This is a genomic window from Yersinia sp. Marseille-Q5920 (assembly GCF_946902935.1).
Lineage (GTDB): Bacteria > Pseudomonadota > Gammaproteobacteria > Enterobacterales > Enterobacteriaceae > Yersinia > Yersinia rochesterensis.
The window spans coordinates 206708-232350 of sequence record NZ_CAMPQA010000006.1; the positions used below are offsets into that span (position 1 = coordinate 206708).

Here is a 25643-nt window from a genome sequence, read left to right on the forward strand (position 1 = left end):
CGTGACTCACGAACCCCCTATTTCAGTTTCAGGGCAACCGCCACATGGTGGTGAAAAACTGGGCGCCGCTTATGTAGCCCGCCTGCGGGAACAATTTCCGGCGGCAATCCTTGATGAAGAGTGGCAAACCCCAGACCAACTGACGATTACCATTAAGCTGAACAGTCTGCCGGATGTGGTTGAACACCTTTATTATCAACAAGGTGGTTGGCTGTCAGTGCTATTCGGCAATGACGAACGCAGTTTGAATGGCTATTTTGCTATTTACTATGTGTTGTCAATGGAGGGCCGCGAACAATACGGCGTTGATACCGGCAAAGAATACGGCGACAAATGCTGGGTGATTGTCAAAGCGCTGATTAGCCCCGAGCGCCCCGAGTTCCCCTCCGTGACACCACGGGTTCCGGCGGCGGTCTGGGGGGAGCGCGAAGTGCGCGATATGTATGGCTTGCAGCCCATTGGCCTGCCTGATGAGCGCCGTTTAGTGCTGCCCGATGATTGGCCGGACGACCTTTATCCATTGCGCAAAGACACCATGGATTACCGCCAGCGCCCAACCCCTACCAGCAACACTGAAACCTATCAGTTTGAAAATGAAGCGGGCAGCAGCAGCCGGGTCGTGCCCATCGGCCCGATGCATATTACCTCCGATGAGCCGGGCCACTTTCGGTTGTTTGTTGACGGCGAAGACATTATTGACGCCGACTATCGCCTTTTTTATGTGCATCGAGGCATGGAAAAACTGGCTGAAACCCGCATGGGCTATAACGACGTAACTTTCCTGTCGGATCGCATCTGCGGTATTTGCGGCTTTACTCACAGTGTCGCTTACACCTCGTCGATTGAGAATGCGCTCGGCATTATCGTGCCACCACGGGCGCAGATGATCCGCACTATTTTGCTGGAAGTCGAGCGGCTGCACAGCCATCTGCTCAATATCGGATTGTCCTGCCACTTTGTCGGTTTTGATACCGGTTTTATGCAGTTCTTCCGCGTGCGCGAAAAAGCCATGACCATCGCCGAGATGCTCACCGGCGCGCGTAAAACCTATGGCCTGAATCTGATTGGCGGGGTACGGCGCGATATTCTGAAAGCCGACCGCCTCAAAACTCTGCAATTGGTCTCAGAGATGCGCGCCGATATCAGTGAGCTGGTGGATATGCTGATGAGCACCGCCAATATTGAGCAGCGTACTGTCGGTGTTGGCTTGCTGGACCGCAAAATTGCCCGTGATTTCAGCCCTGTCGGCCCGATGATCCGCGCCAGTGGCTATGCGCGCGATATGCGCCATGACCACCCTTATGCCAACTACGCCAATGTCCCTAAAGAGCTGTTTAGCCTGGATGGCTGCGACGTGCATTCGCGCCTGCTGGTGCGGGTGCGAGAATTCTTCGACTCGCTGGTGATGATTGAATACGGGTTGAACCATATGCCGGGCGGGCCGCTGCTGGAGGAGAAAGTCCACTATCAACCGTATAAATTTGCGCTCGGTTTTTCAGAGGCCCCGCGTGGTGAAGATGTCCACTGGAGCATGACCGGCGACAATCAAAAGCTGTTCCGCTGGCGCTGTCGCGCCGCCACCTATGCCAATTGGCCGGTGCTGCGCTATATGCTGCGCGGCAACACGGTTTCTGATGCGCCATTGATTATTGGCAGTCTCGATCCCTGCTACTCCTGCACCGACCGGGTGACATTGGTGGATATGCGCAAGCAGAAATCCGTCACCGTGCCGTACAAAGAGATCGAACGCTATGGCATTGAGCGCACCCATTCGCCGCTCAAATAGAGGGATGAAGAATGTTAAAACTGTTTAAAACCATCCTGAAAGTTGGCGATACCACGGTGAAGTATCCGTTTAAGCCGCTTGAGGTCAGCCACGGCTTCCGTGGTAAACCACAATATGATGCCGAGCAATGCATTGCCTGTGGTGCCTGTACCATGGCCTGCCCCGCCAATGCGTTGACCATGGAAACCGACCTTACTGGCGGGACTCGACAATGGCAATTGTTCCTGGGGCGCTGCATTTTTTGTGGTCGCTGTGAGGAAGTCTGCCCGACCCGCGCCATTGTGTTATCACAAGAATTTGAGCTGGCGGTATTCAATAAAGCCGATTTATATCAGCGCGCCAGTTTTACTCTCGCCCATTGCCAGCAGTGCCAGCAGCCCTTTGCGCCGAAAAAAGAAGTGGATTACGTCATGGCGCTACTGATTCACTCCGGAATGAGCGCTGAAGATGTCGAACAACAACGGCCTCATTTTGAAACCTGCCCGGAGTGCAAGCGGAAACAGAATATTGGTCGTCATCATAATATTGGTCGTCAGCATAATATTGGTCGTCAGCATAATGTAATGCTCAATCAGCACCGCAATGAGGGGATCAACTCATGAGCCAACTAGATTCATTAAAACCGGCCTGGGGGCACCATATCAGCCAGCCAGTTGCGCTTGACTCTTCTATCGCCCAGCTAAAAAGAAAATTACTCAAAGATATCAAACGCTCGGCTTATGTATATCGAGTGGACTGCGGCGGCTGCAATGGCTGTGAAATCGAGATTTTCTCCTCGATTACGCCGGTATTCGACACTGAGCGCTTTGGTATTAAAGTGGTGGCCTCGCCGCGCCACGCCGACATTTTACTGTTTACTGGCGCAGTCACTCGCGCCATGCGCACACCGGCCTTACGCGCCTATGAATCGGCCCCTGACCCTAAAATCTGTGTCTCTTATGGCGCTTGTGGTTGCGGCGGCGGCATCTTCCACGACCTGTATTGTGTCTGGGGCGGTAGCGACACCATTGTGCCGATTGATGTTTATATCCCCGGCTGCCCTCCTACCCCCGCCGCCACCATTTATGGCTTTGCGGTAGCGCTGGGTTTGCTGGAGCAAAAACTCAAAGGTGAGGATCATCAAGAAGCCGCCGATGAGCGCGTGGCGCTGATCCACCCGGATGCGCCACTCACACTGCGGGTATTGTTAGAGCGCGAGGCCCGCCGCATGGCCGGTTATCGTCAAGGGCGGGAAATCACCGACAGTTTCTTATCACTGCTGGTCAATCAACCTCTACCAGGGCTGGAACAGCGCTGTCAAAGTTACCTCCACCAGCAAGATGACCCGCGCCTAAGTGAGATATTTGCCAGCCTGCAACAGATAACTCTGCAACAACTCACTCTATAACAACTGGCGGGAGGGTATGTTGATGGCCGCTAAAGTGATTTTTTATGCGCTAAACCAGAAGTTCCTCGACAGTGATGAGGATATGCCCGAGCAAGCGCAGCAAGTGATGTATTACTCGCTGGCTATTGGCCACCATGTTGGAGTCATTGATTGCTTAAAAGCCATCATGGAATGCCCGCTGAATGAGTATGAACAGTGGTTCAGCCAGTTACCCGAGGGCGAAGCTCGCCGAAAAATGGCCGGCTTGCTGAAATTTGGTGAAATCACCATCGACAGCACCCATACCCAATTACTGGCCCAAGCCTTTGCGCCACTGGCTGAAGACCCTACTTCGCTGCACCCGCAGTGGAGCCAACAACTGCTGCAAACCCTGTACGATATTGAGCAGGAACCGGCCATTTATTTAATGGTGAAACGCCGCCCATGAACCATCAACATCCCATCACAAATTTAGTATTAACCGTCGGCAATAGCATGATGGGCGATGACGGCGCAGGCCCGCTGCTAGCCGAGCGCATGACCCAGCAACCCTTAGCTGACTGGCAAGTTATCGACGGCGGCTCGGCACCGGAAAATGTGGTGCATCGGATTCGTGCTTTACGCCCCACGCGCTTGATTATCGTTGATGCCGCCGATATGGAACTGCCGCCAGGTGAGATTCGTATTATTGATCCGCAGCGAATTTCCGAGATGTTCATCATGAGCACGCATAATTTACCGCTCAATTTTCTGATTGATCAGTTAAAGGAAGATATCAGCGAAGTTATCTTCGTCGGTATCCAGCCCACCTTAGTGGCGTTCTACTTCCCGATGACCGACATTGTCAAACAGGCCGTCGAAACACTGTATCAACAACTACCCCATTGGCAGGGTGACGGCGGTTTTAGCCACCTTTGATTAGGTGACGGTGTGGTGTCGTCAAATTTGCCGACGTCACACCCGCCGACAGTTTTTTCCAGTTCTCTCCCCTCGATAAAAAACCATAAATCCTTTTAAAACAATTAGATTGATTAACTTCTATCGAACCTCTTCAACTTGGCATAAACCATGCAATATGTGAGGTAATGAGCCAGATTTGCGAACCTAAATGCAAATCTGCCAGAACTTTCTATTTGGAACCGTAAGGAGAGGAAACAATGAACCGGTTCATAATCGCAGACCCAAAAAAGTGTATTGGCTGCCGTACCTGTGAGGTTGCCTGCGTGCTAGCACACAATGGCGGCAAACTGGACACCATGACCAAAGCCAATTTCGCCCCGCGCTTGAAAGTGGTCAAAGGAATGAATGTCAGCACCGCCATTATGTGTCGTCACTGTGAAGATGCCCCTTGTGCCAATGTTTGTCCGAATGGCGCGATTGTGCGGGCAACTGACAGCATCCAGGTATTGCAGGAGAAATGTATTGGCTGCAAAACCTGCGTTGTTGCCTGCCCTTACGGTGCCATGAATGTGGTGACCAAACAGGTCGAAGTGATGTTCAACGGCCTCTCACAGGGCTTTTGCCTGAAAGCTGAAGCTCAAAAGTGTGATTTATGTGAAGGTCGCGCCGCCGGCCCGGCCTGTATCTCGGTGTGTCCGACTCAGGCGCTACACCTGATTGGCCGCGACACCCTGCAAGCCATGCTACGCAAGAAACAAATGCGCGCCGCACTGGACGAAGCCAACGAGATGAACTTTTGAACGAAGGATAATTAATATGCACAAGGCACTCACTGTCTGTCCTTACTGCGGCTCCGGCTGCAAAATCAATTTACTGGTCGAAAATGGTAAAGTTGTTGGCGCTGAAGGGGCAAATGGCGTCACCAATCAGGGTGAACTTTGTCTGAAAGGCTATTATGGCTGGGATTTTCTCAATGATACCAAGCTACTGACCCCGCGCTTAAAACAGCCGATGATTCGTCGTCAAAAAGGCGGCAAGCTGGAAGCAGTTTCTTGGGACGAAGCTATCGAATTCGCCAGCAGTAAACTGCGCGCTATTAAAGAAAAATATGGCCCGGAAGCCATTATGCACACCGGTTCTTCCCGTGGGCCGGGCAATGAAACCAACTATGTAATGCAAAAATTTGCCCGCGCCGTCACCGGCAGCAACAACATTGACTGCTGCGCTCGTGTGTGTCACGGCCCATCAGTGGCGGGTCTACAAGTGACATTGGGTAACGGCGCGATGAGTAATTCCATCTGCGAGATTGAAGATACCAAATGCATTTTAGTGTTTGGCTATAACGCCGCAGATTCTCACCCTATCGTGGCCCGCCGCATTCTCAAAGCTAAAGAGAAAGGCGCTAAAGTCATTGTTTGCGATCCTCGCCATATTGAAACAGCGCGTATTGCCGACCTGTGGCTGCCATTGAAAAACGGCTCCAATATGGCGCTGGTGAATGCATTCGCCAATGTGCTGATAACTGAAGAACTATACGATAAAGACTATGTTTCGCGTTATACCGAAGGTTTTGATGAGTATCGCGAAATTGTTGCCAAATACACACCGGAATATGTCGAAAGCATCACTGGCTTGTCAGCACAAACCATCCGTGAAGCAATGCGCATCTATGCTGCCGCGCCCTCTGCCACCATCTTGTGGGGCATGGGAGTAACCCAATGGGGTCAGGGCGTAGATGTTGTTAAGGGATTATCTGGATTGGCATTACTGACGGGCAACTTAGGCCGCCCGAATGTTGGCGTTGGCCCGGTGCGTGGACAAAATAACGTGCAAGGTGCCTGCGACATGGGCGCATTGCCCAATATGTACCCCGGTTACCAACCCGTTACTGACCCAGCAACACTGGAAAAATTTGCCAAAGCCTGGGGTGTTCCTTCGCTTTCCAACAAAATTGGTTACTCGCTGACCGATGTTCCGCACAAGGTTAAAGAGGGAAAAATCAAAGCCAACTACGTGATGGGCGAGGATCCGCTGCAAACTGAACCCGACCTTTCGATGATGCGCGAAGCATTCAGCGAATTGGAATTGCTGATTGTGCAGGACATATTTATGACCAAAACGGCTGCCGAAGCGGACGTCATTTTCCCGGCAACATCGTGGGGTGAACATGAAGGCGTTTATTCTGCCGCCGACCGGGGCTTCCAACGTTTTGAAAAAGCTGTAGAACCCCAAGGTGATGTAAAACCGGATTGGGCAATTATTAGCCTAATGGCTACGGCGCTCGGCTATCCGATGAAATACAACAATACTAAAGAGATTTGGGACGAACTGCGCGAGCTGTGCCCACTGTATTACGGCGCAACTTACGAAAAAATGGCCGGTTTAGGCTATATTCCGTGGCCTTGTACCACGGAAGACAGTCCCGGCACACCGTGGCTATATGCCGGTAATAAGTTCGACCGCCCTGGCGGCAAAGGACTGTTGTTTGCCAGCGAATGGCGCGCACCAATGGAACAGGTGGATGAGGAGTATCCGCTGGTGCTGTGTACCGTGCGTGAGGTCGGCCACTATTCCTGCCGCTCAATGACCGGTAATTGCTCAGCATTACAAACACTGGCCGACGAACCAGGTTATGTGCAAATCAGCCCGCAGGATGCTGATAAAATGCACTTGCAAGACCAGCAATTAGTGTGGGTTGAATCACGGCGCGGCAAGGTTATTACTCGCGTGTCAGTCAGTGAGCGTATCAATGTTGGTGCGGTATATATGACTTATCAGTGGTGGATTGGCGCTTGTAATGAGCTGACACTGGACCATCTGGACCCTATTTCCAAGACACCGGAATATAAGTATTGTGCGGTGAAACTAGAGGCCATTACAGATCAAACTTGGGCGGAAAACTACGTGCAGCAAGAGTATAGCCAGTTGAAGGCGCGGTTACGTCGAGAAGCCGAAGTAAGTTAATAGACTAACGGCTACTGCGCTTTGCCATTCTGGGTTTACGCAGTGCTCGCCACCGTCATGTACTTATGTACACTTCGGTGGCTGTGCGCTGGGCGCGCCCAGACTGGCTTTGCTCGCGACGCTTCGTCCGAGTAGAAAGATTTATCACGCCTTGGTTCAACAGGGTGACCGGTAATTAGATATGGATCTTATTTTTGAGTTACTCCATTCCATCTTCATCTTCGATACTTTTTACTGATATTCCTAGCCGCTGCATGCGGGATAACAGTGTCGTACGTTTCAGCCCTAACTTAATTGCCGCCCCTTTTGGCCCGGCAACCACGCCATTAGTTTCCCGTAATACCCGAATAATTCGCGCACGTTCGGATTCTGAAAATTCCGGTTCTTCACTCTCAGGTAATAAAACTTTGTGAACAACCTTTTCAGACACCGGTTTGGCTACTTCTAATGGTGATAAATGATATTCCAGTTCTTGTAACTGTAAATTTAACGTAGTGCCACGGCTGAGGATCACCGCCCGCTCAATCACATTTTCCAGTTCACGAATATTACCCGGCCAAGGTAAGCGACTGAGCAAACGCAATGTCTCACTCGGAATGGTATCGATAGTGCGGTTCATACGTTTGGCTATTTTCTGAGTAAAGAATTTCACCAGTAAAGGAATATCTTCAGGGCGTTCACGCAAAGGTGGAATCACAATTGGGAAAACATTAAGCCGATAATAGAGATCACTGCGGTATTCCCGATTCACCATCATCGTTTTTAAATCGCGGTTGGTTGCGGCAATTAGCCTAACATCAACCGGAATAATTTTACTGCCCCCCAATCGTTCTATTTCGCGCTCTTGTAGTACCCGTAGGAGTTTCGGTTGCAGCTCAAGAGGAATATCACCGACCTCATCGAGAAATAACGTACCGCCATCTGCCATTTCAAATCGGCCAATGCGCTGTGATGATGCGCCGGTATAAGCTCCTTTTTCATGACCGAATAAGTCACTCTCCATTAAGCCGGAGGGGATAGCCGCACAGTTCATTTTCACCATGCGTTTATTCTTACGGGTGCTCAAATTATGGATAGCGCGAGCAATTAACTCTTTACCTGTTCCTGTTTCACCCAAAATCAGCACTGTACAATCACTGGAGGCCACCATTTCAACCTGTTCCAGCACCGCTTGAATAGCGCTACTTTGGCCGATGATTTCACCAAACTCTTCATTATGAATAATTTGATCAGTCAAATAGAGATTTTCATTGACCAGTGAATCTTTCAAACGGGTAATTTCGTTATAAGCCAAAGCGTTATCGACTGCGATAGCAATTCGCGCAGCTATTTGTCGCAGCAACTTGAGGTTACTGTCGGTGAAAATATCACTTTGGCATTGTGCTAGTTTTAATACGCCCAGCATCTTATGACCGAAAAATAGGGGTAACAGACAGACTGCCTGTAAGCCAGCGTCCAGCATATTTTCCAGTTGTTTATCATCCGGAGCCAAGAGAGCAATATCAGCCAGATTGACCAGCAATAATTCCCGGCTATGTAAAACCTGCCCGGCTAATGTACCTGTTATATCCACCCAGGATTGCTGATGCTGCACCGCTTTACCAGACTGATAGCGGGTAGAAAAAACATTCAGTTTATTTTTGTCATTGTGGGTGCCACATATTGCCAAACTGATGTAATCAATATTGAAAAAGCGATGTATTTCTTTCGAGACTTCTGCTGCTAATACATCCAACTCCAGTTTAGAAATAACCGTATTGGTGACATCAACTAATATCCGGAAATGATCCCGTTCAAAGCGTAACCGTTCACGCTCGGAAAATGCTCGGTTTATCTCAGTAATATTGTTCACCGCAATGGCCACTACCTCGGCCAATAATTCCAGTAAAGTAATATCTTGCTCATCAAACTGGCTGTCATCGGTTTTAATAAACTCAACACAGCCCGACCAGTGGTTATCATGGCCCAAAGGAAAATGGCAACCAGAATGTAATTCCTGATACGGCGCTAAATCGCAGACAGCAGAAAACTCCCTTTGCATACGCTGATGGTCAGTTTGCAAAGGCGTCTGTTGCTGCCAGGCCTGGCCACCAGGGCCTTCGGCAAATAAAATATTTTGCGACTCCACGACAGTATCAGACACATCATCATGGGTATAGAGGGTCATTTGGTTATACAGGGGGTTAAGCAGTAATAAATTGACCCGTTGGAAACGGATGACAGAAAAAGAGAGTTTCCTGAGTTCATTAACTAAATCGGTTATATCCCGCAGTAATAATAACTTTTTCGATACCCTGAACAATGTGTCTTGCCAAACTTGAGCCAATGTGGGACGGGGTAGTTTTTTTGCGCTATCCATATATACCCAAAGTAATTAAGCCCAAAAAATGGATGATAACTACTTTAATGTATTGAAATGAACAAATATATATTAACCAACGATAAGCTTGATCTGGATTAATAAACTATTTCACCACATTAGCCTATGACAATTCATGATTGAAATCACGTCTCATTCAGATTAAAAATTCAATAAAACATTAAGTTACATTAAAACATATCGTGACAATTTATATCCATCACCGGCACATCGATGTATAGATTATTATATAACGATATGAGTAATACTGACTGAAAATCACCAATAGAAATACTTAATCTGACTCATCACCCAATTTATAATCGCCCCATCTGTTTCATGGTATGGAAAATGCATGAAACTCCTGTCACTAAAATAAATATTTATTTTTATCTTAACAATAAAATAAGCAACAAGGAGTTATCAATGAGTATTGAAAATCCCTTTGATCTACGACTTCCGGTTGATATGGCAAAACTTGCAGAGCAAGTTGGTATATATAAGGCCACTAAGAATCCCGCCACAACCTTTTATTTAGCCATAACAGCAGGTGTTTTTATCTCCATTGCTTTTGTCTTCTACATTACAGCTACCACCGGCACCGCAGGTGTGGCATATGGGCTGGCAAAATTAGTCGGCGGTTTATGTTTCTCCCTCGGCCTGATTCTGGTAATTATTTGTGGTGCTGATTTATTCACCTCTACGGTGTTGATTGTGGTAGCGAAAGCCAGCGGCAAGATAAATTGGCGGCAATTAATGGCCAATTGGATTAATGTCTATTTTGGTAATTTGATTGGCGCATTGTTTTTTGTTGCTCTGATTTGGTTTGCTGGACAGCATACCGCGGCGAATGGTTTATGGGGCTTAAATGTGCTGCAAACAGCCGACCATAAATTGCACCATACCTTTGTAGAAGCTGTGTGTTTGGGGATATTAGCTAATCTGATGGTCTGCCTGGCTGTATGGATGAGTTATTCAGGCCATACTTTGACAGACAAAATCGTGGTGATGCTACTTCCCATTGGCATGTTTGTTGCCAGTGGATTTGAGCACAGCATTGCTAATATGTTTTTGATCCCATTAGCTATTGTGATTCGTGATTTTGCATCACCTGAATTCTGGCATTCAATTAATGCAGCACCAGAGCAATTCCCTGCCCTCACAATGTCTAATTTTATTATTGATAATCTTATTCCGGTGACTCTCGGTAATATCATTGGTGGCGGATTATTAGTAGGTTTGACCTACTGGATTATCTATCTGCGTAATCCGGCTCACTGAATCTAGTGCGCCAGACATCATGGTATCTTTCGACAATTATGACGAAAAAAATGACAATTAAAAGCCAGCCGAGTTTGACTCTGGCTGGCTTTTTTTACTGCTAATGGTCGATTATTTCTTCTTAGCGTATTTCAGTGAGTCCAGTGCTACCGCAAAGATAATAATCGCGCCCTTAATAATGTACTGCCAATACGGGTTCACACCGATATAAGTCAGCCCGTAGTTAATCACAGTAAAGATGATTACCCCGGTCACCACGCCGATAACCGTACCGACACCGCCGCTGAATGACACCCCGCCGACCACGCAAGCGGCGATTGCGTCTAACTCATACATGAAGCCTAAGTTATTCGTCGCACTACCGATACGGCCAGCTTCCAACATCCCGCCGAATGCATAGAACACACCAGACAGCGCATAAATCATGATTAAGTTTAGTGGCACATTCACACCAGAAACTTTTGCTGCCTCTGGGTTACCGCCGATGGCGAAGATATTTTTACCAAAGCGCGTTTTATTCCACAGTACCCAAACAAAAACGATAGCAATCAAAGCATAGAAAGTAATGTAAGAGAGTTTGAAATCACCAAATCGCAAGAACCCTTGTGCAAAGGTTGAGAATGCAGGGTCAAAACCGGCAATCGGTGATGCGCCCACGAAGTCGTAATACAGGGAGTTAATCCCGTAAACAATAATCATGGTGCCCAATGTGGTAATAAATGGTGTCACATTCAGGTAAGCAATGATAATACCGTTGACCAATCCGATAATCGCACCAATCAAACACACGGTTAAAATAACGATCGGAATAGGTACAGTCTGCAAATCTGGGAAAACTTTATTAACGTTATCCATGGCTTGCAGCATTGTAGCTGCAACCACTGCCGCTAACCCCACCTGACGACCGGCGGATAAGTCAGTCCCTTGAGTCACAATCAGCCCCGCAACACCGAGCGCGATAATAATACGCACAGAAGATTGGGTCAGAATATTACTTAAGTTCATCAGGCTTAAAAATGTCGGGTCCTTGACAATAATTATTGCCAGCAATACGAATAATACGACGTAAATCCCGCTCTCTTTAAGGTAAGTGAGCATGCTTTTCTTATTTAACGCATTCATAATAAGAACCTTCGACTAGATTAGAGATGCAAGGATGCAAGACGTAATATTTCATTTTGCGTGGTTTGTTTTGTTTCAACAATTCCCGCAACCTGACCATTACTCATTACCAAAATTCTGTCAGTAATCCCTAATAGCTCAGGCATTTCAGAGGAAATAATAATAATTCCTTTGTCTTTCTTCGCTAGTTCAGTCATTAACTGATAGATTTCAAACTTAGCACCGACGTCAATCCCCCGAGTCGGTTCATCCAACATTAATATTTCTGGTTGAGTCAGTAACCAACGGCCAATAATAACTTTCTGCTGATTCCCACCCGATAAAGAACCAATACTGGTGCGATGACCGGGTGTTTTTACTCGCATAGCGTCAATAACCCATTGGGTGTCGCTTTTCATGCGGGTATTATCCAGCAGCCCAAATTTATTTTTATAATTACGAATATTAGAAATTAGGGAATTAAAGCCAACATCGAGATAAGCATAAATCCCGGTTGAACGGCGCTCTTCCGTCACTAAGGCAAAACCGTGATTAATAGCTTCATTGGCGCTGTGATTATTAATACTCTTACCATGCAACTTAATAGTGCCAGCTACTTTTTCGCGGATACCAAATAAAGTTTCAACAATATCGGTGCGCTTTGCCCCCACCAACCCGGCAATTCCCAGAATCTCACCTTTATGCAAATCAAAGGACACATCACGGATTGAAGGTTGGCGCAGTGAGGTCAGATTTTTCACTTCCAGAATGACTTCACCGGGCTTATTAAGGCGATCTGGGAAACGTTGACTCAGTGAACGCCCGACCATCATTGAGATTATCTGGTCCATGGTCAGCCCTTCCAGTGGTTGGGTCACAATCCACTGACCATCGCGCAAAATAGTAATTTCATCACACAGCTGGAATATTTCTTCCATTTTATGGGAGATATAAACAATTCCGCAGCCGCGATCTTTTAATTTGCGGATAATCGTAAATAAATGATTAACTTCTTTCTCAGTTAATGAAGAAGTGGGTTCATCCATAATGACGATTTTGGCATTGTAAGAGAAAGCTTTGGCAATTTCGATCATTTGCATTTGGGATACCGATAAAGTGGCAACTTTATCGCGTGGATCAATATCAATATCCAATTCATCGAAGATTGCTTTGGTATCTTTGTACATTTTATCTTGATCGACAAAGAAACCCTTAGTTGGATAACGCCCCAACCACATATTATCCATTACGGTGCGTTGTAATACCAGGTTTAACTCCTGATGCACCATAGAAACACCATGTTCTAATGCTTCTTTAGAACTTTTAAATTCTATTTCTTGCCCCTGAAAGATAATACTTCCAGAGTCTTTTTTATAGATACCAAACAGACATTTTAATAGCGTTGACTTACCTGCACCATTCTCTCCCATTAAGGCATGGATCGAATTTGGCCGCACTTTAAGATTTACGTTATCTAACGCCTTTACGCCCGGAAATGATTTATCAATATTACTCATTTCCAGCAACCACTCACGAGGTTGTGCTGTATTAATATCGGCCATAGTTGTACCTGGCTAAGAATTGCCACTGACGTCCTGGATATATACAGCACCAGTCGTTTAGCGCATATTCAAAATAAGGATCAATGCAAAAAAACCTTCCACCCCGGTGCTGGTCACCCAAGAACGGGGCCAGAAGGTTATTAATAACGTCTTTACCCATAGCGGTTAGAGCTGCTGTGGGTACATCCCATCACGGCTACTGGCTATTATTTAGTAAATTCAGCCAGGTTATCTTTATCAACACCTACATATGGAATTCGTACGATTTTGTTTTCGATTTTCCATTTAGTGCCTTCGGCAGCAGGTTTGCCATCGGCCAGATTTTTAGCCAGATCAAAGGTCGCTTTAGCTTGATTGTTGGCATCGTTCAGAACAGTACCGGCCATTTTACCTGATTTCACCAGAGCTAATGCTTCTGGTAAGGCGTCAACACCAAAGACTGGAATGCTGGTTTTGTTATGCGCTTTCAATGCTTCCACTGCACCCATTGCCATGGCATCGTTATTAGCGATAACCACTTCAATTTTGTTGGCGTTCGGGCCAGATAGCCACGCATCCATCTTATCTTTAGCCTGTGCGGTATCCCACATTGCGGTATCTAACTGCAATTGTTGTGTCGGGATGCCTTTCTCGTTAAGGGTCTTGATAACATAGGTGGTACGAGCTTCTGCATCTGGGTGACCTGGCTCGCCTTTCAACAGCACAAATTGAATTTTGCCGTCTTTGTTCAAATCCCAATTTGGATTGGCTTGCCAATGTTTGGCGATTAACTCACCCTGGATAACACCAGATTCTTTGGAATCAGTCCCTACATAATAAGCTTTGTCATAGCTATCAAGCGCTTTGCGTGAAGGTTCTTTGTTATAGAACACGATTGGAACATCGTTTGCGCGGGCTTTATCAATAACCACCGGCGCTGCGGCTGGGTCAACCAAGTTGATTGCCAACGCTTTTACGCCTTTCGCCAGCAACACGTCGATTTGATCGTTTTGCTTGGATTGGTCATTCTGAGAGTCATTCATCAGTAAGGTAACATCAGGAGATGCTTTAGCATCTTTCTCGATAGCTTTACGGACCACGGACATAAAGTTGTCATCATATTTATAAATAGTGACACCAATACGGGTATCAGCTTGAGCCGCCGCGCCGAACATCATGCTGGCAACCAGAGTCGCTAATGTGAAAACCTTCTTATTCATTTGTATCTCCGGGTTTATGTAGGGTAGTACAGGGTGATAACACCATCGCCTTAACGTGAGAAAAACCCATCGTTCAAAGCAGCTGACACTCATATCTTTCGTCCTTGAACACACTCCACTCCGAAAAGCTGCCTGAGTCGTCAAAAACCATGTCATTTACAAACTCGTCGTTTGCGGAACTCGCGTTTGTAAATCGCTATTCTAAAACCCGCTACCGTGTATTTTTTTATCCGGTAACTGATGACATATTGATACATTCAGGTAGAAAACAACTAGAGCATAGACGGGCCGTTGTTAAGAATCTGTGAATTTTCTCACAGATTGAAAACGGTTACACAAGAATAAATACCGAACTAGTGAGCGACACCACAAATTGCGACAGAATGCCGGGGCACCAGTGTAGGATTAAAACAATAGACCGCATGTGAGTCTGGCGCACGGCTGGCACCTTCAAGCGCCAGCTCTGTGGCTAAAGTTGCCATAGAAACAATAGGATAGCGGACTGTGGTTAATTTAGGGCTGGTATAGCGAGCAATCGGGATATCATCAAAACCCACCAGCGAAAACTGCTCAGGGACACTGATACCATTTTCTTTTAGCACCGCCAGTGCGCCAGCAGCCATTGAGTCGTTATAGGCAAACACTGCACTGAGTTGCAAATTGCGCCCCAGCAGGTCAATCATAGCCCGCTCTCCTCCGGCTAAGTCCGGAGTACCATAGGCGCGCCAAGTATCAGGTACAGTAATACCGGCACCCTCAAGTGCCTTGAGGTACCCAATCTGGCGCTGCATTACATCATCTATGGGGTGATTAGAACCGAGGAAACCAATGCGCTGATGACCATGTTTGAGCAGCAGGCGACACGCCATTTGCGCACCGCTAACATTATCTAATCCGACGCAACGATGCTCAAACCCGGGAATGATTCGATTAATCAGAACCATGCCGGGAACTTGGTCCAAAAAGGCAATTAATTCACCGTCACTCAATGCCTTAGCGTGAACCACCAAAGCATTACATCGCTGGCGGAGTAACACCTCAATGGCGTGCCGCTCCTTATCTGCTTGGTGATAACTATTGCCAATTAATAGATATTTTTGATGTCGCTGTGCAACAGTGTCTACCGCTTTCACCAATGCACCAAAAAAGGGATCTGATACATCCATCACGACCACACCGACCGTATCACTGCTTTGAGTTGCCAGCGCCTGTGCATTGGCATTAGGTCGGTAGCCCAGCTCTGACACCGCTTTCAGCACGGCAGCCCGAGTTTCTGGCCGAATAGAGGCGCTGTTATTAAGCACTCTTGAAACTGTGGCCAGCGAAACGCCCGCCCGTGAGGCCACATCGCGAATAGTAATACTGTTTCCAGTTGAATGCAGAGCGGCCATGACCTTATCCTGTGAGTCTTATTTTATCAATAAGTCGCCATGCATAGGTTAAGCACAACCTGTCATGGCAGGTGGCCTATCCTACCCAGTTTATTGAGACTGCCACGTGAAATACGTCACAAGAAAGAAAACGTTTACATACAAATTTGCAACTGTTCAATCATTATCCTGTTTTAGACGCATTCAAGACTTGGTGTTGCGCGGCTGTAACGATTGACCACAAGCATAGGCGGTCAATTTACGCCAAAGCCATTCGACTGGCCCTTGGGCAAAATAATGCAGCCATAACAAGGAGAAGAGGATATTACATAGCCAGACCAATGGAACGATAGCTAACAATTGCAGACGATCTAGCTGCTGATAGAAGCCGAGGTGATAGAAGATAAAAGTGCATATCAATGTCTGCAATAAATAATTGCTCAGTGCCATGCGGCCAACCTGTGCCAACCAATGGCTAACTCGCCAGCCCGCCAATGTCGGCCAGAAGCCATAAAGCAAGGCCAAATAACCTACCGCCTGCAGAGGTGCGCCCAGCTCACGCGGCACTTGTAGCAAAAAGCCGGTCCAACGGAAATCCCATCCAACCAACCATTGCAGCGCCACACCCGGTATTTGGATAACTAATGAAAGCGGTATCAAACAAGCAGCCAGCACCCGATAATGGCGCAAACTGAATTCCCCACGTAGCCAACCGCAACGCATCAGCCCGGCCCCCAAGAGCATTGAGCCTGCCAGTTCCCAGCCATATTGCGCGCCGATAGCAATCAAATTGGATGACAACAGATCCAGCCGGTTTTTCCAAGCCTCCGCCCCACCCTGTAATTTCCAGAATTGCTCATATTGCAAATCTGCTGGCCCCGGTTGCCAAAAGCGGCCCGGCTCGGCGCTGGTGACAAAACCCAGTAGCAATAACACCGCCACCCCCAGCAAATAAAGCACCGCCCCGGTGCGCAATAAACTGGTTGCATCTTTAGCATCACGAATCATTCGCCAGCACACCAGGCCGATCAAACCATAAGCTAAAAGAATATCGCCATCCCAGAAGAAAATGCCGTGAATCAACCCTAATAACAATAGGAGAGAAAGCCGCGCCCGTATCCAGCCTTTGCCACGTTTAAGCAGCAGTTCAAGGCCAGCACCAAATAAAATGGCAAAAATAGAGAGGAACTTTGCTTGAGCGACAATATCAAGAATGGCCCATGTCCAGCTATCAGACACAGAGGGAAGACCAAGATAAGCAGGATTAAGATAAGCAGCCTTGGGAAGGCCAAAAGCACTAATATTGAGCAGAAGAATGCCAAGAATGGCCAGACCTCGCGCGCTGTCTAACGTTGCGATGCGTTGACGCATACCCGACATCCTGTATAGGGGCACCCAATGGTGCCCTTTTTGGCAAAAGGCTAATTAACCGTGGTGATATTAGCTATTATGACGAACAGCGCGCAGGAATTCCTGGCGAGTATTCTGACTGGATTTGAACAACCCGCCCAATGACGTGGTGGTGGTCGCACTGGTCGCATCGCGAATACCACGCGCTTTCACACAATAATGCACGGCATCAATAGAAACAGCGACATTATTTGTCCCTAACAAGGTCTGCAAGGCCAGCAGGATTTGCTGCGTCAGCCGCTCTTGTACTTGTGGGCGCTGGGCGAAAAACTGCACAATACGATTGATTTTGGATAAACCAATCACACTGTCTTTCGGGATATAGGCCACTATTGCTTTACCATCGATAGTGACAAAATGATGTTCACAAGTACTGGTCAGGGTGATATCACGCACCGTAACCATCTCATCAACCTTCATTTTATTTTCGATCAGGGTAATTTTAGGGAAATTCTCGTAATCCAGTCCGGAGAAAATCTCATCAACATACATCTTGGCGATACGTCTGGGTGTATCAGCCAGGCTATCGTCAGATAAATCAAGATTCAGCAATTGCATAACTTGCGTCATATGTTCCTGAATCCGGGTCTTGCGCGTTTCGGCATCTAATTCTTGTTTGCGCAATGGGGTTTCAAGGCCACGGGCCAGCAGTGCTTCATGAACCAGCTCAGCTTCTTTACTCAGCGATGACATTCTTTTCTCCAACAGGCATACGTGTCTGAGCGAGATAAACATGATGTAGATCACGTTCAGATTTTGCTCTCCACTTTAGTTGAGAGCAAAATGATTATCCAGTGATTGTTCTTGATATCCGATGATTGTTATTCATCTGCAGCGGCTCTTTCATCATGATGAAATTGTTGCGTCTGGATGAGCAGCAATCTCCCGCGCACGGGCTGGGGTTTTAATCACCAAAGCCCCGGCAATCATCAGTGCCACTATTGCGACATATAATGCGGGTTCCAACCGGTGGGTCAATGCGGTCGAAATCGCGGATAATATCGGCCCAACCAACTGCCCGATAGCATAGCCGGTGGTCAATAAACCGGCCATATACCGGGTGTGTTCCGGGGCCAATTCGCGACCATGTTGCAAAGAAAGTTGGACGACACTCAAAAAACCACCGCCGATTAATACAGCACCCAATGCCAGTCCGCTCACACCTGGCACCCATTCTGCACACAGCACCCCTAAGGCCTGTACCCACAGGGTTAATGCCAGCCGTGTTTGTGATGTCAAACAATGGCGCGTCAGGATACCTAGGGTAATACCTATCACGGCGGCACCACCGAAAACAGGCCAGACAAACTGCGCAAATAGACTATCAGGGAAACGGGCAGTGGCCATCTGCGATAAAAACGTGGCGGGTAAAATATAGCCAAACCCCGCCAGACTGTAACTCCACACCAACCGTTTCAGTGCTGGAGTTAAAGTCAGTGGCACAGCGGCAAGATGAGGACGATGCAATTCCCCACTGCGCGGTAAATTAATACTAATGGCAGCAACAATAATCAACGCCAATACGCCATACACTAGCCAAGCTTCTCCCGCCGATAAGCCATAGCTATGAATCAGCACAGCCAACATGCCGCTGATGAATATGCCAGCCCCCGGCCCAGCAAAGATAGCCGCACTCAGCGCAGGGCGGCCAAAATGTGCCAATCGCTCATTGGTCCAGGCGGCAACCAGCACCATCGACCAGCCACTGGCCCAGCCAATAGCAAAACGTACCACACCATGCCACCACGGCCCGTCAACAAACGCCGATAGCAATGTCAACGCCGCCGCGCCCCATATCCCTAGCCATAAGCGGCGTTCAACATGGCGGCTGGCCCGCATGGCATCAAAAGCACCAAATAAATATCCCAGATAATTAACTGCCGCAACCAGCCCTGCCCCGGTCAGGGTGAATTGATGTTCCGCTATCATCAGTGGCACTTGGGGAGTGAAAGCAAAACGCCCTATCCCCATAGCCACCACTAATGCCAGAAAGCCACTCAATGCAATTCTTAATGCCATCAGCCCCGCCTATCTATTTCTGTCAGCTCATTACCGCAGACAATCTGTTAAAAGAAAGTTGCGAATATCATGCCTGAGCATTAGAATCACAAAAAATGAATAATAGTCACTAAGTTCATCACAAAAAGAGAACACCTATGGATCTGACCCAGCTGCGCATGTTTTGTTGTGTAGCAGAAACAGGTTCCGTTGCCCGAGCAGCGGAGCAGATGCACCGCGTCCCCTCAAATTTGACGACACGCCTGCGCCAGCTTGAAATAGAGTTGGGTGCAGACCTGTTCATCCGTGAAAAACAGCGCCTGCGCCTTTCGCCCATGGGTCACAATTTTCTTTGCTATGCCAACCGAATTCTGGCGCTGAGCGAGGAGGCCATGAGCATTACTCATGCAGGTGAACCTGCCGGTAATTTCCCTCTCGGCTCGATGGAAAGTACTGCGGCCACTCGCCTGCCCAATCTGCTCGCGGCTTATCACCAGCGCTATCCCAAGGTCTCTTTATCACTGACCACCGGGACTTCCGGCGAAATCATTGAACAAGTCCGAGCCGGAACACTGGCGACCGCATTGGTCGATGGCCCGGTGCAGCATGATGAACTGCATGGTTGCCGCTCTTTCGAGGAGCAATTGGTGATCATTTCCTGTCTGGATCACCGACCTATTCTGCAAGCCCGTGATGCCGTGGATGAAACTTTGTTTGCTTTTCGTCCCAGTTGTTCATATCGGCTACAGCTGGAAAGCTGGTTCCGTCAGGCGGGCTGTTTACCTGGACATATCATGGAAATCCAGTCCTACCACGCCATGCTAGCTTGTGTGGCTAGCGGAGCGGGGTTAGCGCTGATACCGCATTCAGTATTGGCTCTACTACCCGGCCACGAGCGAGTACAGGTGCACCACCTGCCACCCGATATTGCCGAGACGGCAACCTGGCTTATTTGGCGTAAAGATGCCTTTAGCCCTAATGTTCACGCCCTCAAAGAATTAATCATTGAACAGATTGAAACTCAGTAATTGAGCGGGCAGAGCTACTTTTTCCGGTCATAATTTATACAAGTATCGTCTGCTGTTATCGGTAACGATCACATGAAACATATATGATACATAAAGAATATATTTATATAACACTCATTACACAGAAGCTATAGGAGCAACACCATGAAGATGATTAAAACCCGCGCCGCCGTCGCATGGGGGCCAAACCAGCCGCTATCCGTTGAAGAAGTCGATTTAATGCCACCACAAAAAGGCGAAGTCCTGGTGCGGATCGTCGCCAGTGGGGTTTGCCACACTGACGCCTATACCTTATCGGGCAAAGATCCTGAAGGTGTATTCCCAGCTATTCTGGGTCACGAAGGTGGCGGTATTGTAGAAGCAATTGGCGAAGGCGTGACCAGTGTTGCGGTGGGTGATCATGTGATCCCGCTGTACACACCTGAATGTGGTGAATGTAAATTCTGTCGCTCTGGTAAGACCAACCTGTGTCAAGCAATCCGCAGCACACAGGGCAAAGGGTTAATGCCTGATGGCACCACGCGTTTTTCTAAGAATGGCCAGCCAATTTTCCATTACATGGGCACCTCAACTTTCTCCGAACTGACAGTGGTACCAGAAATATCACTAGCAAAAATCAATAAAGAAGCGCCATTAGAAGAAGTTTGCTTGCTCGGTTGTGGCGTCACCACTGGCATGGGGGCAGTTATCAATACTGCCAAAGTAAAACCGGGTGACACTGTAGCTATCTTCGGGCTGGGTGGTATTGGCTTGTCTGCGGTCATTGGCGCACAGATGGCCGGTGCCAGTCGCATTATCGGTATCGATCTCAATACCAGTAAATTCGAGCTGGCCCGCAAACTGGGTGCGACGGACCTGATTAACCCGAAAGATTATGATAAACCTATTCAGGATGTGATTGTCGAGTTGACCGATGGCGGCGTAGATTTCTCATTCGAATGTATTGGTAACGTCAATGTCATGCGTTCAGCTTTAGAGTGCTGCCATAAAGGTTGGGGCGAATCAGTGATTATTGGTGTCGCCGGTGCCGGTGAAGAGATCTCAACCCGTCCATTCCAATTGGTGACAGGCCGCGTCTGGCGTGGTTCTGCCTTTGGTGGGGTAAAAGGCCGTTCAGAATTACCGGGCATTGTGCAGCAATATCTGGATGGGAAGTTCGCCCTGAATGACTTCATCACCCATACCATGGGATTGGACCAAATCAATGAAGCCTTTGATTTGATGCATGAAGGCAAATCCATCCGTACCGTGATTCATTTTGATCAATCTTCGCAAAACCATTCTTTACAAAACAAGTAAGGCAAGAAGGCATGAATACGTCACTTGAACTTCTCGAAGAGCACCGGATGTTTGGCGGATGGCAACAGCGCTATCGCCACGCCGCCAGCAGCCTGAATTGCAATATGACTTTCAGCATCTATCTGCCACCACCACGGGATGATAACCCGCCGCCGGTAGTTTACTGGCTATCGGGACTAACCTGTAATGATGAAAACTTCACGCTAAAAGCGGGCGCACAGCGTATCGCGGCTGAGCTAGGATTGGTGCTGGTGATGCCGGATACCAGCCCACGTGGTGATGATGTTCCTAATGATGATGGCTATGATTTAGGCCAGGGAGCGGGGTTCTACCTCAATGCAACGCAAGCTCCCTGGTCTGAACATTTTCATATGTATGATTACATCAGCCAGGAGTTGCCTGCATTGATTGGTCAGCACTTTAGTGTCAGTGCACGTCAATCTATCTGTGGTCACTCAATGGGCGGGCACGGTGCGCTGATGTTAGCGCTGCGTAACCCGCAGCAATATCAATCGGCCTCAGCTTTCGCGCCGATAGTCAATCCGTGTCAGGTTCCGTGGGGCCGTAAAGCCTTTAGTGCCTATCTGGGTGCAGATGAAAGCCAATGGTTACAATATGATAGCTGCCATTTACTAACACATGCAGAAACCCAGTTGCCGATGTTGGTGGATCAGGGAGATGTCGATCAGTTCCTTGCCGATCAATTACAACCGGCAAAATTAGCCGAGTTGGCACGTCAACGTGATTGGCCTCTGACCTTGCGTATTCAGCCGGGCTATGATCATAGCTATTTCACCATAGCGACATTTATTGAAGATCATCTGCGTTTCCATGCCGAATATTTACATCGCTAACGGATATCACTCAGCCGATCAACAATAATAGAAAACTTAAAGCTCCTTCGGACTGCTGACAAACCTCGATAACTCGATCTTGCAAGATGACGGTAGGTAGAAGAGTAAAGCGTCCGCGCCAAGGATGGCGCAGCTCGCCCCCCTGGGAAGCTTGTTTAACAAAAGAAGTATGGCGTCTTTACGATCTGCCTGTTTTCACCGGCTACAGGCACTTTGCCATTAACCTCAAGCTCCTTCGGGAGCTTTTTATTTTATTTAAGATATATAGCTTACTCTCGTTACGCCAATAACTAATAATCCTTTAGTTTAATAACATAATTAATAAATCATTATAAAAAGCATGATGAAAAAAACATTGATAAAATCGGAGAAAAGAATTACAAATAAATAGTTCAACACTCACTGAGGCTGAGCAGCACAAAAAAGGAATAAACTTAAAAGGATATTCATATGTTTACGTCGAATCAATCAAATGAAAGAATAAATAATGCTCATTTAATGGCATTAAAGACTAAGTTAGAGTCGTTAGAACAATCATTTAAAAATAATTTATTTTCTATAAATGACCATGAAATAGAAAATCTAAAACGCAGCAACGCCGACAACCAAATAACCGCCTGGAATTGGTCAAAAAGTTTTACACAACAATAAATCAAACAATGATACTTTTAATTAAAACAAATTAAGATGCTATTAGTAGCATCTTAATTATAATGATCATTATCGTTTGATGAATTTTAGAAAAAAATAACACCACCACTCTATTTTATTAAAATCAGTGAGATACTTTCCATGCTAACAAGTGAATTTTTTAATGATCTGAAGCTAAGCCCAGTATCAAGCCTGTTAGCAATACTAATAACGGCTATAGGATTGATCTCACTATTTTTTGTATTGTTTCTTTATTTAACAGACTCTCGTATTGAGAAACATAATAGTAACTATAAAGATATATATCGGATAGAAACATCATTTAATCTACCTAACGGCGATGAAGTGAAGTCAGCACAAGTTCCATTCCCACTTATTTCCGTATTAAGAAATGATAAAGATATCAAGAAGATTGATTACATCGCACGTATTTTCACCAACCTACATGTCAATGATAAGACGTATTCAAATATTGATATCTATGCAATTAGCACCGATTTTTTTAACACATTAAATCCCTATCAACAAAAAAAACTCTATCTGGCACAGAATGAAATTATCATTACCCCTGAGTTTAACCGACAATATCTTCATCTGGATAACCCTCAAGGGCATGTCATAACGTTAGGTGATAAAGGCCAATTTCTTATTAAAGATGTTGTTGAATTTAATCCATCCAGCCGTTTTAAAACGACTGCAGTTATCGCATTCGCTCCTGAAATATTGGATGGTTACCACGATAAAAGACATGATTGGTATGATACCCATGCCTACGCTTTTATCACGATGAAATCTGGGATCAGCCCCACCTCCGAGCAACTAAATTCTCACGTTATTCAGCACGCACCACAGCTTCCAGGAGCCCCTTTTAGTCCAGAAGAATTCATTCAGCTTTCAGCACGTAATATTGCTGATATCCATTATGACAATGCATTGCCTGATGAAATTAGCACAGTAGTTTCAAGCTCATACTTAAATATTTTATACGCCTCAGGTGTATTTGTTTTTTTTGCTACGACAATGAATTTCTTCAATATTAACAATGTGATAAATACAAAGAAGAGAAACAGTTTCTATATAAAAAAAGCCATTGGTGCGTCCCGTTATCAGCTAATCACAGAAGCATTTTTTATTGCTACATTCCAAACTGCATTTGTACTATTAGCTGCTCTTTTTATTTTGATGTCACTCGTGCAATTTTCCGATAGTGCCAGAGAGCTTATCTTTACTCATGGCAATTATGACTTCTCAACCGCGTTATCTATTACTACCGCGCTAACTTACGCAGCTATTTTACTCGCCCACTACCTTTTTTTGCTGACGCTGACTTTGCCTAATAATACCTATAGCAACAGCATTGCTGCACAATCATCTCAGTCACACTATATGACTCGTATTATGTTCTGCATGCAGATCATTATTGCAGGTATCATCATATACCTGTGGGCGGGTATAATGACACAGATTCATTTTATGAAAGATTACAATTTTGGTTATGAAAAAGAAAATGTAATAACATTTATACTAAGTGACGAATTAAAATCAAAAACCGCAATAAACAATTTACAAGATGAATTAAGGAATGCAGCTGGAGTTAATAGTATCTCGCTGAGTAACTGGCGGCCATTTGACATGTCTCGGCAGAATACTTCTGTATTCCATAGTAATCAGCAAGAAAAAGACAAACTAGCCACAGTTAACATCCTAAAGGTAAATGAGCATTTTATTAATACTTGGGGAGTAAATATTCTAGCGGGGGACAAAAGCCCATTATTACCCAGTGATAATAGCAACATTTACCATGCAATCGCCACGAAATCGTTTATGACATTAATGGGACAACAGTCCTATGACCATATACTGAATACTATTTTTTATATTAATGAGAATAACTCGCAACAATCAGTTAGGGTACTGAATGTGATCGATGACTTTTATCTGGCAGATAGAGAAGAGACAGCGCCTCCCTTACTTATGCTTATTCAAAACAATCCCCAACGCTATGGTGCTGTCAAAATTGAAAACATTCAAGACATCGGGAAAATAGAGAAAATATTAAAACGCTATCACGTTAATACTGAGCATATAAAATCAGTCAGCAACTTACACCAAGAATATTTCAGTAATAATATACTTATGTATGATACGATCAACACGGTAACATTATTTACAGTCACATTAGTATTAATAAGCACAATAATAATCAGCACCTCAGAGACCAAACGGCTCGAAAAAACACTAGCAATAATGGAGTCTATTGGCGGATCAATTTATACGCATATTATTTTCTTTATACAGCAGAACATTATACCTATCGTCATAGCAGTAATAATATCACTCCCTCTCGGTTTTATGTTATTGCATAATTGGCTGGCACAATATAGTGTAATTAAAGGGTTATCTTATGTTTATGCGACAGGTTCATTTATTACTTTTATTTTATGCGTAATTATCGTTATGACTACTACACTTATTTTCAATAGTAATACACTAAATAGTCAGAAGAAGAAATAAC

General features: G+C 46.3%; 21 protein-coding genes. 13 read left to right on the forward strand and 8 right to left on the reverse strand.

Annotation, left to right across the window (positions count from 1 at the left end):
• Position 1 precedes the first annotated feature (1 nt).
• From OVO64_RS11035 to fdhF, 7 genes are all read left to right on the forward strand, one after another.
• A complete protein-coding gene (locus OVO64_RS11035) occupies positions 2-1786 on the forward strand; it encodes an NADH-quinone oxidoreductase subunit C (RefSeq protein WP_042562358.1) in 1785 nt (594 codons plus the stop codon).
• 11 nt (positions 1787-1797) lie between these two features.
• A complete protein-coding gene (hyfH, locus tag OVO64_RS11040) occupies positions 1798-2388 on the forward strand; it encodes a hydrogenase 4 subunit H (RefSeq protein WP_145509576.1) in 591 nt (196 codons plus the stop codon).
• Positions 2385-3173 (forward strand): NADH-quinone oxidoreductase subunit B family protein, encoded by a 789-nt coding sequence (locus OVO64_RS11045; RefSeq protein WP_038634336.1) that lies wholly within the window; start codon positions 2385-2387, stop codon positions 3171-3173. Before hyfH ends, OVO64_RS11045 begins: the two co-directional genes overlap by 4 nt.
• Before the next feature lie 22 nt (positions 3174-3195).
• Positions 3196-3600, forward strand: coding sequence for a formate hydrogenlyase maturation HycH family protein (locus OVO64_RS11050; protein ID WP_050291719.1), 405 nt, complete (start codon positions 3196-3198; stop codon positions 3598-3600).
• On the forward strand, positions 3597-4070 hold the full coding sequence (gene hycI, locus OVO64_RS11055) for a hydrogenase maturation peptidase HycI (RefSeq protein ID WP_038634339.1): 474 nt from the start codon (positions 3597-3599) through the stop codon (positions 4068-4070). Before OVO64_RS11050 ends, hycI begins: the two co-directional genes overlap by 4 nt.
• Before the next feature lie 239 nt (positions 4071-4309).
• A complete protein-coding gene (locus OVO64_RS11060) occupies positions 4310-4852 on the forward strand; it encodes a 4Fe-4S binding protein (protein ID WP_038634343.1) in 543 nt (180 codons plus the stop codon).
• Between the two features lie 16 nt (positions 4853-4868).
• Positions 4869-7016: a formate dehydrogenase subunit alpha gene (gene fdhF / locus OVO64_RS11065; protein ID WP_038634346.1), complete on the forward strand. Its 2148-nt coding sequence runs from the start codon at positions 4869-4871 to the stop codon at positions 7014-7016.
• Between the two features lie 199 nt (positions 7017-7215).
• Here the strand turns inward: fdhF and flhA are convergent, their stop codons facing one another.
• The gene (gene flhA / locus OVO64_RS11070) at positions 7216-9375 is read right to left on the reverse strand and encodes a formate hydrogenlyase transcriptional activator FlhA (protein WP_145509577.1); all 2160 of its coding nucleotides are present in this window, start codon (positions 9373-9375) and stop codon (positions 7216-7218) included.
• Between the two features lie 426 nt (positions 9376-9801).
• On the opposite strand from flhA, the gene focA reads away from it, so the two are divergent.
• Complete coding sequence (focA, locus tag OVO64_RS11075; RefSeq protein WP_120011186.1) at positions 9802-10656, forward strand: formate transporter FocA; 855 nt, start codon at positions 9802-9804, stop codon at positions 10654-10656.
• 111 nt (positions 10657-10767) lie between these two features.
• On the opposite strand, the gene mglC is transcribed toward focA, so the two are convergent.
• The 7 genes from mglC to OVO64_RS11110 all read right to left on the reverse strand — a co-directional run bounded on the left by mglC (position 10768) and on the right by OVO64_RS11110 (position 19317).
• A complete protein-coding gene (gene mglC, locus OVO64_RS11080) occupies positions 10768-11778 on the reverse strand; it encodes a galactose/methyl galactoside ABC transporter permease MglC (protein ID WP_038634355.1) in 1011 nt (336 codons plus the stop codon).
• A gap of 20 nt (positions 11779-11798) precedes the next feature.
• Entirely contained in the window at positions 11799-13319 is a 1521-nt protein-coding gene (mglA, locus tag OVO64_RS11085; protein WP_038634358.1) for a galactose/methyl galactoside ABC transporter ATP-binding protein MglA, read from the reverse strand.
• A 206-nt stretch (positions 13320-13525) separates the two neighbouring features.
• Positions 13526-14518 carry a galactose/glucose ABC transporter substrate-binding protein MglB gene (mglB, locus tag OVO64_RS11090; protein WP_038634361.1) on the reverse strand — a complete coding sequence of 331 codons (993 nt, stop codon included), beginning with the start codon at positions 14516-14518 and terminating at the stop codon, positions 13526-13528.
• 353 nt (positions 14519-14871) lie between these two features.
• A complete protein-coding gene (galS, locus tag OVO64_RS11095; protein WP_038634364.1) occupies positions 14872-15909 on the reverse strand; it encodes an HTH-type transcriptional regulator GalS in 1038 nt (345 codons plus the stop codon).
• A gap of 183 nt (positions 15910-16092) precedes the next feature.
• Positions 16093-17259 carry a DUF418 domain-containing protein YeiB gene (yeiB, locus tag OVO64_RS11100; RefSeq protein WP_267248769.1) on the reverse strand — a complete coding sequence of 389 codons (1167 nt, stop codon included), beginning with the start codon at positions 17257-17259 and terminating at the stop codon, positions 16093-16095.
• A 69-nt stretch (positions 17260-17328) separates the two neighbouring features.
• Entirely contained in the window at positions 17329-17991 is a 663-nt protein-coding gene (gene folE, locus OVO64_RS11105; protein ID WP_038634369.1) for a GTP cyclohydrolase I FolE, read from the reverse strand.
• Between the two features lie 153 nt (positions 17992-18144).
• Positions 18145-19317: a YbfB/YjiJ family MFS transporter gene (locus OVO64_RS11110; protein WP_145509578.1), complete on the reverse strand. Its 1173-nt coding sequence runs from the start codon at positions 19315-19317 to the stop codon at positions 18145-18147.
• Between the two features lie 137 nt (positions 19318-19454).
• Here OVO64_RS11110 and ptrR point away from each other — a divergent pair, with 137 nt between their 5' ends.
• The 5 genes from ptrR to darB all read left to right on the forward strand — a co-directional run bounded on the left by ptrR (position 19455) and on the right by darB (position 25642).
• A complete protein-coding gene (gene ptrR, locus OVO64_RS11115; protein WP_145509579.1) occupies positions 19455-20324 on the forward strand; it encodes a putrescine utilization regulator PtrR in 870 nt (289 codons plus the stop codon).
• A gap of 144 nt (positions 20325-20468) precedes the next feature.
• Positions 20469-21623 carry an S-(hydroxymethyl)glutathione dehydrogenase/class III alcohol dehydrogenase gene (locus OVO64_RS11120; protein WP_038634378.1) on the forward strand — a complete coding sequence of 385 codons (1155 nt, stop codon included), beginning with the start codon at positions 20469-20471 and terminating at the stop codon, positions 21621-21623.
• Positions 21624-21634: 11 nt separating this feature from the next.
• Complete coding sequence (gene fghA / locus OVO64_RS11125; RefSeq protein ID WP_038634381.1) at positions 21635-22477, forward strand: S-formylglutathione hydrolase; 843 nt, start codon at positions 21635-21637, stop codon at positions 22475-22477.
• A 450-nt stretch (positions 22478-22927) separates the two neighbouring features.
• Positions 22928-23128, forward strand: coding sequence for a darobactin family peptide antibiotic (gene darA / locus OVO64_RS11130; protein ID WP_032818984.1), 201 nt, complete (start codon positions 22928-22930; stop codon positions 23126-23128).
• Positions 23129-23269: 141 nt separating this feature from the next.
• Positions 23270-25642: a darobactin export ABC transporter permease subunit gene (gene darB / locus OVO64_RS11135; RefSeq protein WP_038634383.1), complete on the forward strand. Its 2373-nt coding sequence runs from the start codon at positions 23270-23272 to the stop codon at positions 25640-25642.
• Position 25643 lies beyond the last annotated feature (1 nt).

Excerpts from the sequence above, each read along its gene's own strand:
- hyfH (WP_145509576.1), top strand. The coding sequence starts at position 1,798 with ATGTTAAAACTGTTTAAAACCATCCTGAAAGTTGGCGATACCACGGTG.
- OVO64_RS11045 (WP_038634336.1), top strand. The coding sequence starts at position 2,385 with ATGAGCCAACTAGATTCATTAAAACCGGCCTGGGGGCACCATATCAGC.
- OVO64_RS11050 (WP_050291719.1), top strand. The coding sequence starts at position 3,196 with ATGGCCGCTAAAGTGATTTTTTATGCGCTAAACCAGAAGTTCCTCGAC.
- hycI (WP_038634339.1), top strand. The coding sequence starts at position 3,597 with ATGAACCATCAACATCCCATCACAAATTTAGTATTAACCGTCGGCAAT.
- OVO64_RS11060 (WP_038634343.1), top strand. The coding sequence starts at position 4,310 with ATGAACCGGTTCATAATCGCAGACCCAAAAAAGTGTATTGGCTGCCGT.
- fdhF (WP_038634346.1), top strand. The coding sequence starts at position 4,869 with ATGCACAAGGCACTCACTGTCTGTCCTTACTGCGGCTCCGGCTGCAAA.
- flhA (WP_145509577.1), bottom strand. The coding sequence starts at position 9,375 with ATGGATAGCGCAAAAAAACTACCCCGTCCCACATTGGCTCAAGTTTGG.
- focA (WP_120011186.1), top strand. The coding sequence starts at position 9,802 with ATGAGTATTGAAAATCCCTTTGATCTACGACTTCCGGTTGATATGGCA.
- mglC (WP_038634355.1), bottom strand. The coding sequence starts at position 11,778 with ATGAATGCGTTAAATAAGAAAAGCATGCTCACTTACCTTAAAGAGAGC.
- mglA (WP_038634358.1), bottom strand. The coding sequence starts at position 13,319 with ATGGCCGATATTAATACAGCACAACCTCGTGAGTGGTTGCTGGAAATG.
- mglB (WP_038634361.1), bottom strand. The coding sequence starts at position 14,518 with ATGAATAAGAAGGTTTTCACATTAGCGACTCTGGTTGCCAGCATGATG.
- galS (WP_038634364.1), bottom strand. The coding sequence starts at position 15,909 with ATGGCCGCTCTGCATTCAACTGGAAACAGTATTACTATTCGCGATGTG.
- yeiB (WP_267248769.1), bottom strand. The coding sequence starts at position 17,259 with ATGCGTCAACGCATCGCAACGTTAGACAGCGCGCGAGGTCTGGCCATT.
- folE (WP_038634369.1), bottom strand. The coding sequence starts at position 17,991 with ATGTCATCGCTGAGTAAAGAAGCTGAGCTGGTTCATGAAGCACTGCTG.
- OVO64_RS11110 (WP_145509578.1), bottom strand. The coding sequence starts at position 19,317 with ATGGCATTAAGAATTGCATTGAGTGGCTTTCTGGCATTAGTGGTGGCT.
- ptrR (WP_145509579.1), top strand. The coding sequence starts at position 19,455 with ATGGATCTGACCCAGCTGCGCATGTTTTGTTGTGTAGCAGAAACAGGT.
- OVO64_RS11120 (WP_038634378.1), top strand. The coding sequence starts at position 20,469 with ATGAAGATGATTAAAACCCGCGCCGCCGTCGCATGGGGGCCAAACCAG.
- fghA (WP_038634381.1), top strand. The coding sequence starts at position 21,635 with ATGAATACGTCACTTGAACTTCTCGAAGAGCACCGGATGTTTGGCGGA.
- darA (WP_032818984.1), top strand. The coding sequence starts at position 22,928 with ATGTTTACGTCGAATCAATCAAATGAAAGAATAAATAATGCTCATTTA.
- darB (WP_038634383.1), top strand. The coding sequence starts at position 23,270 with ATGCTAACAAGTGAATTTTTTAATGATCTGAAGCTAAGCCCAGTATCA.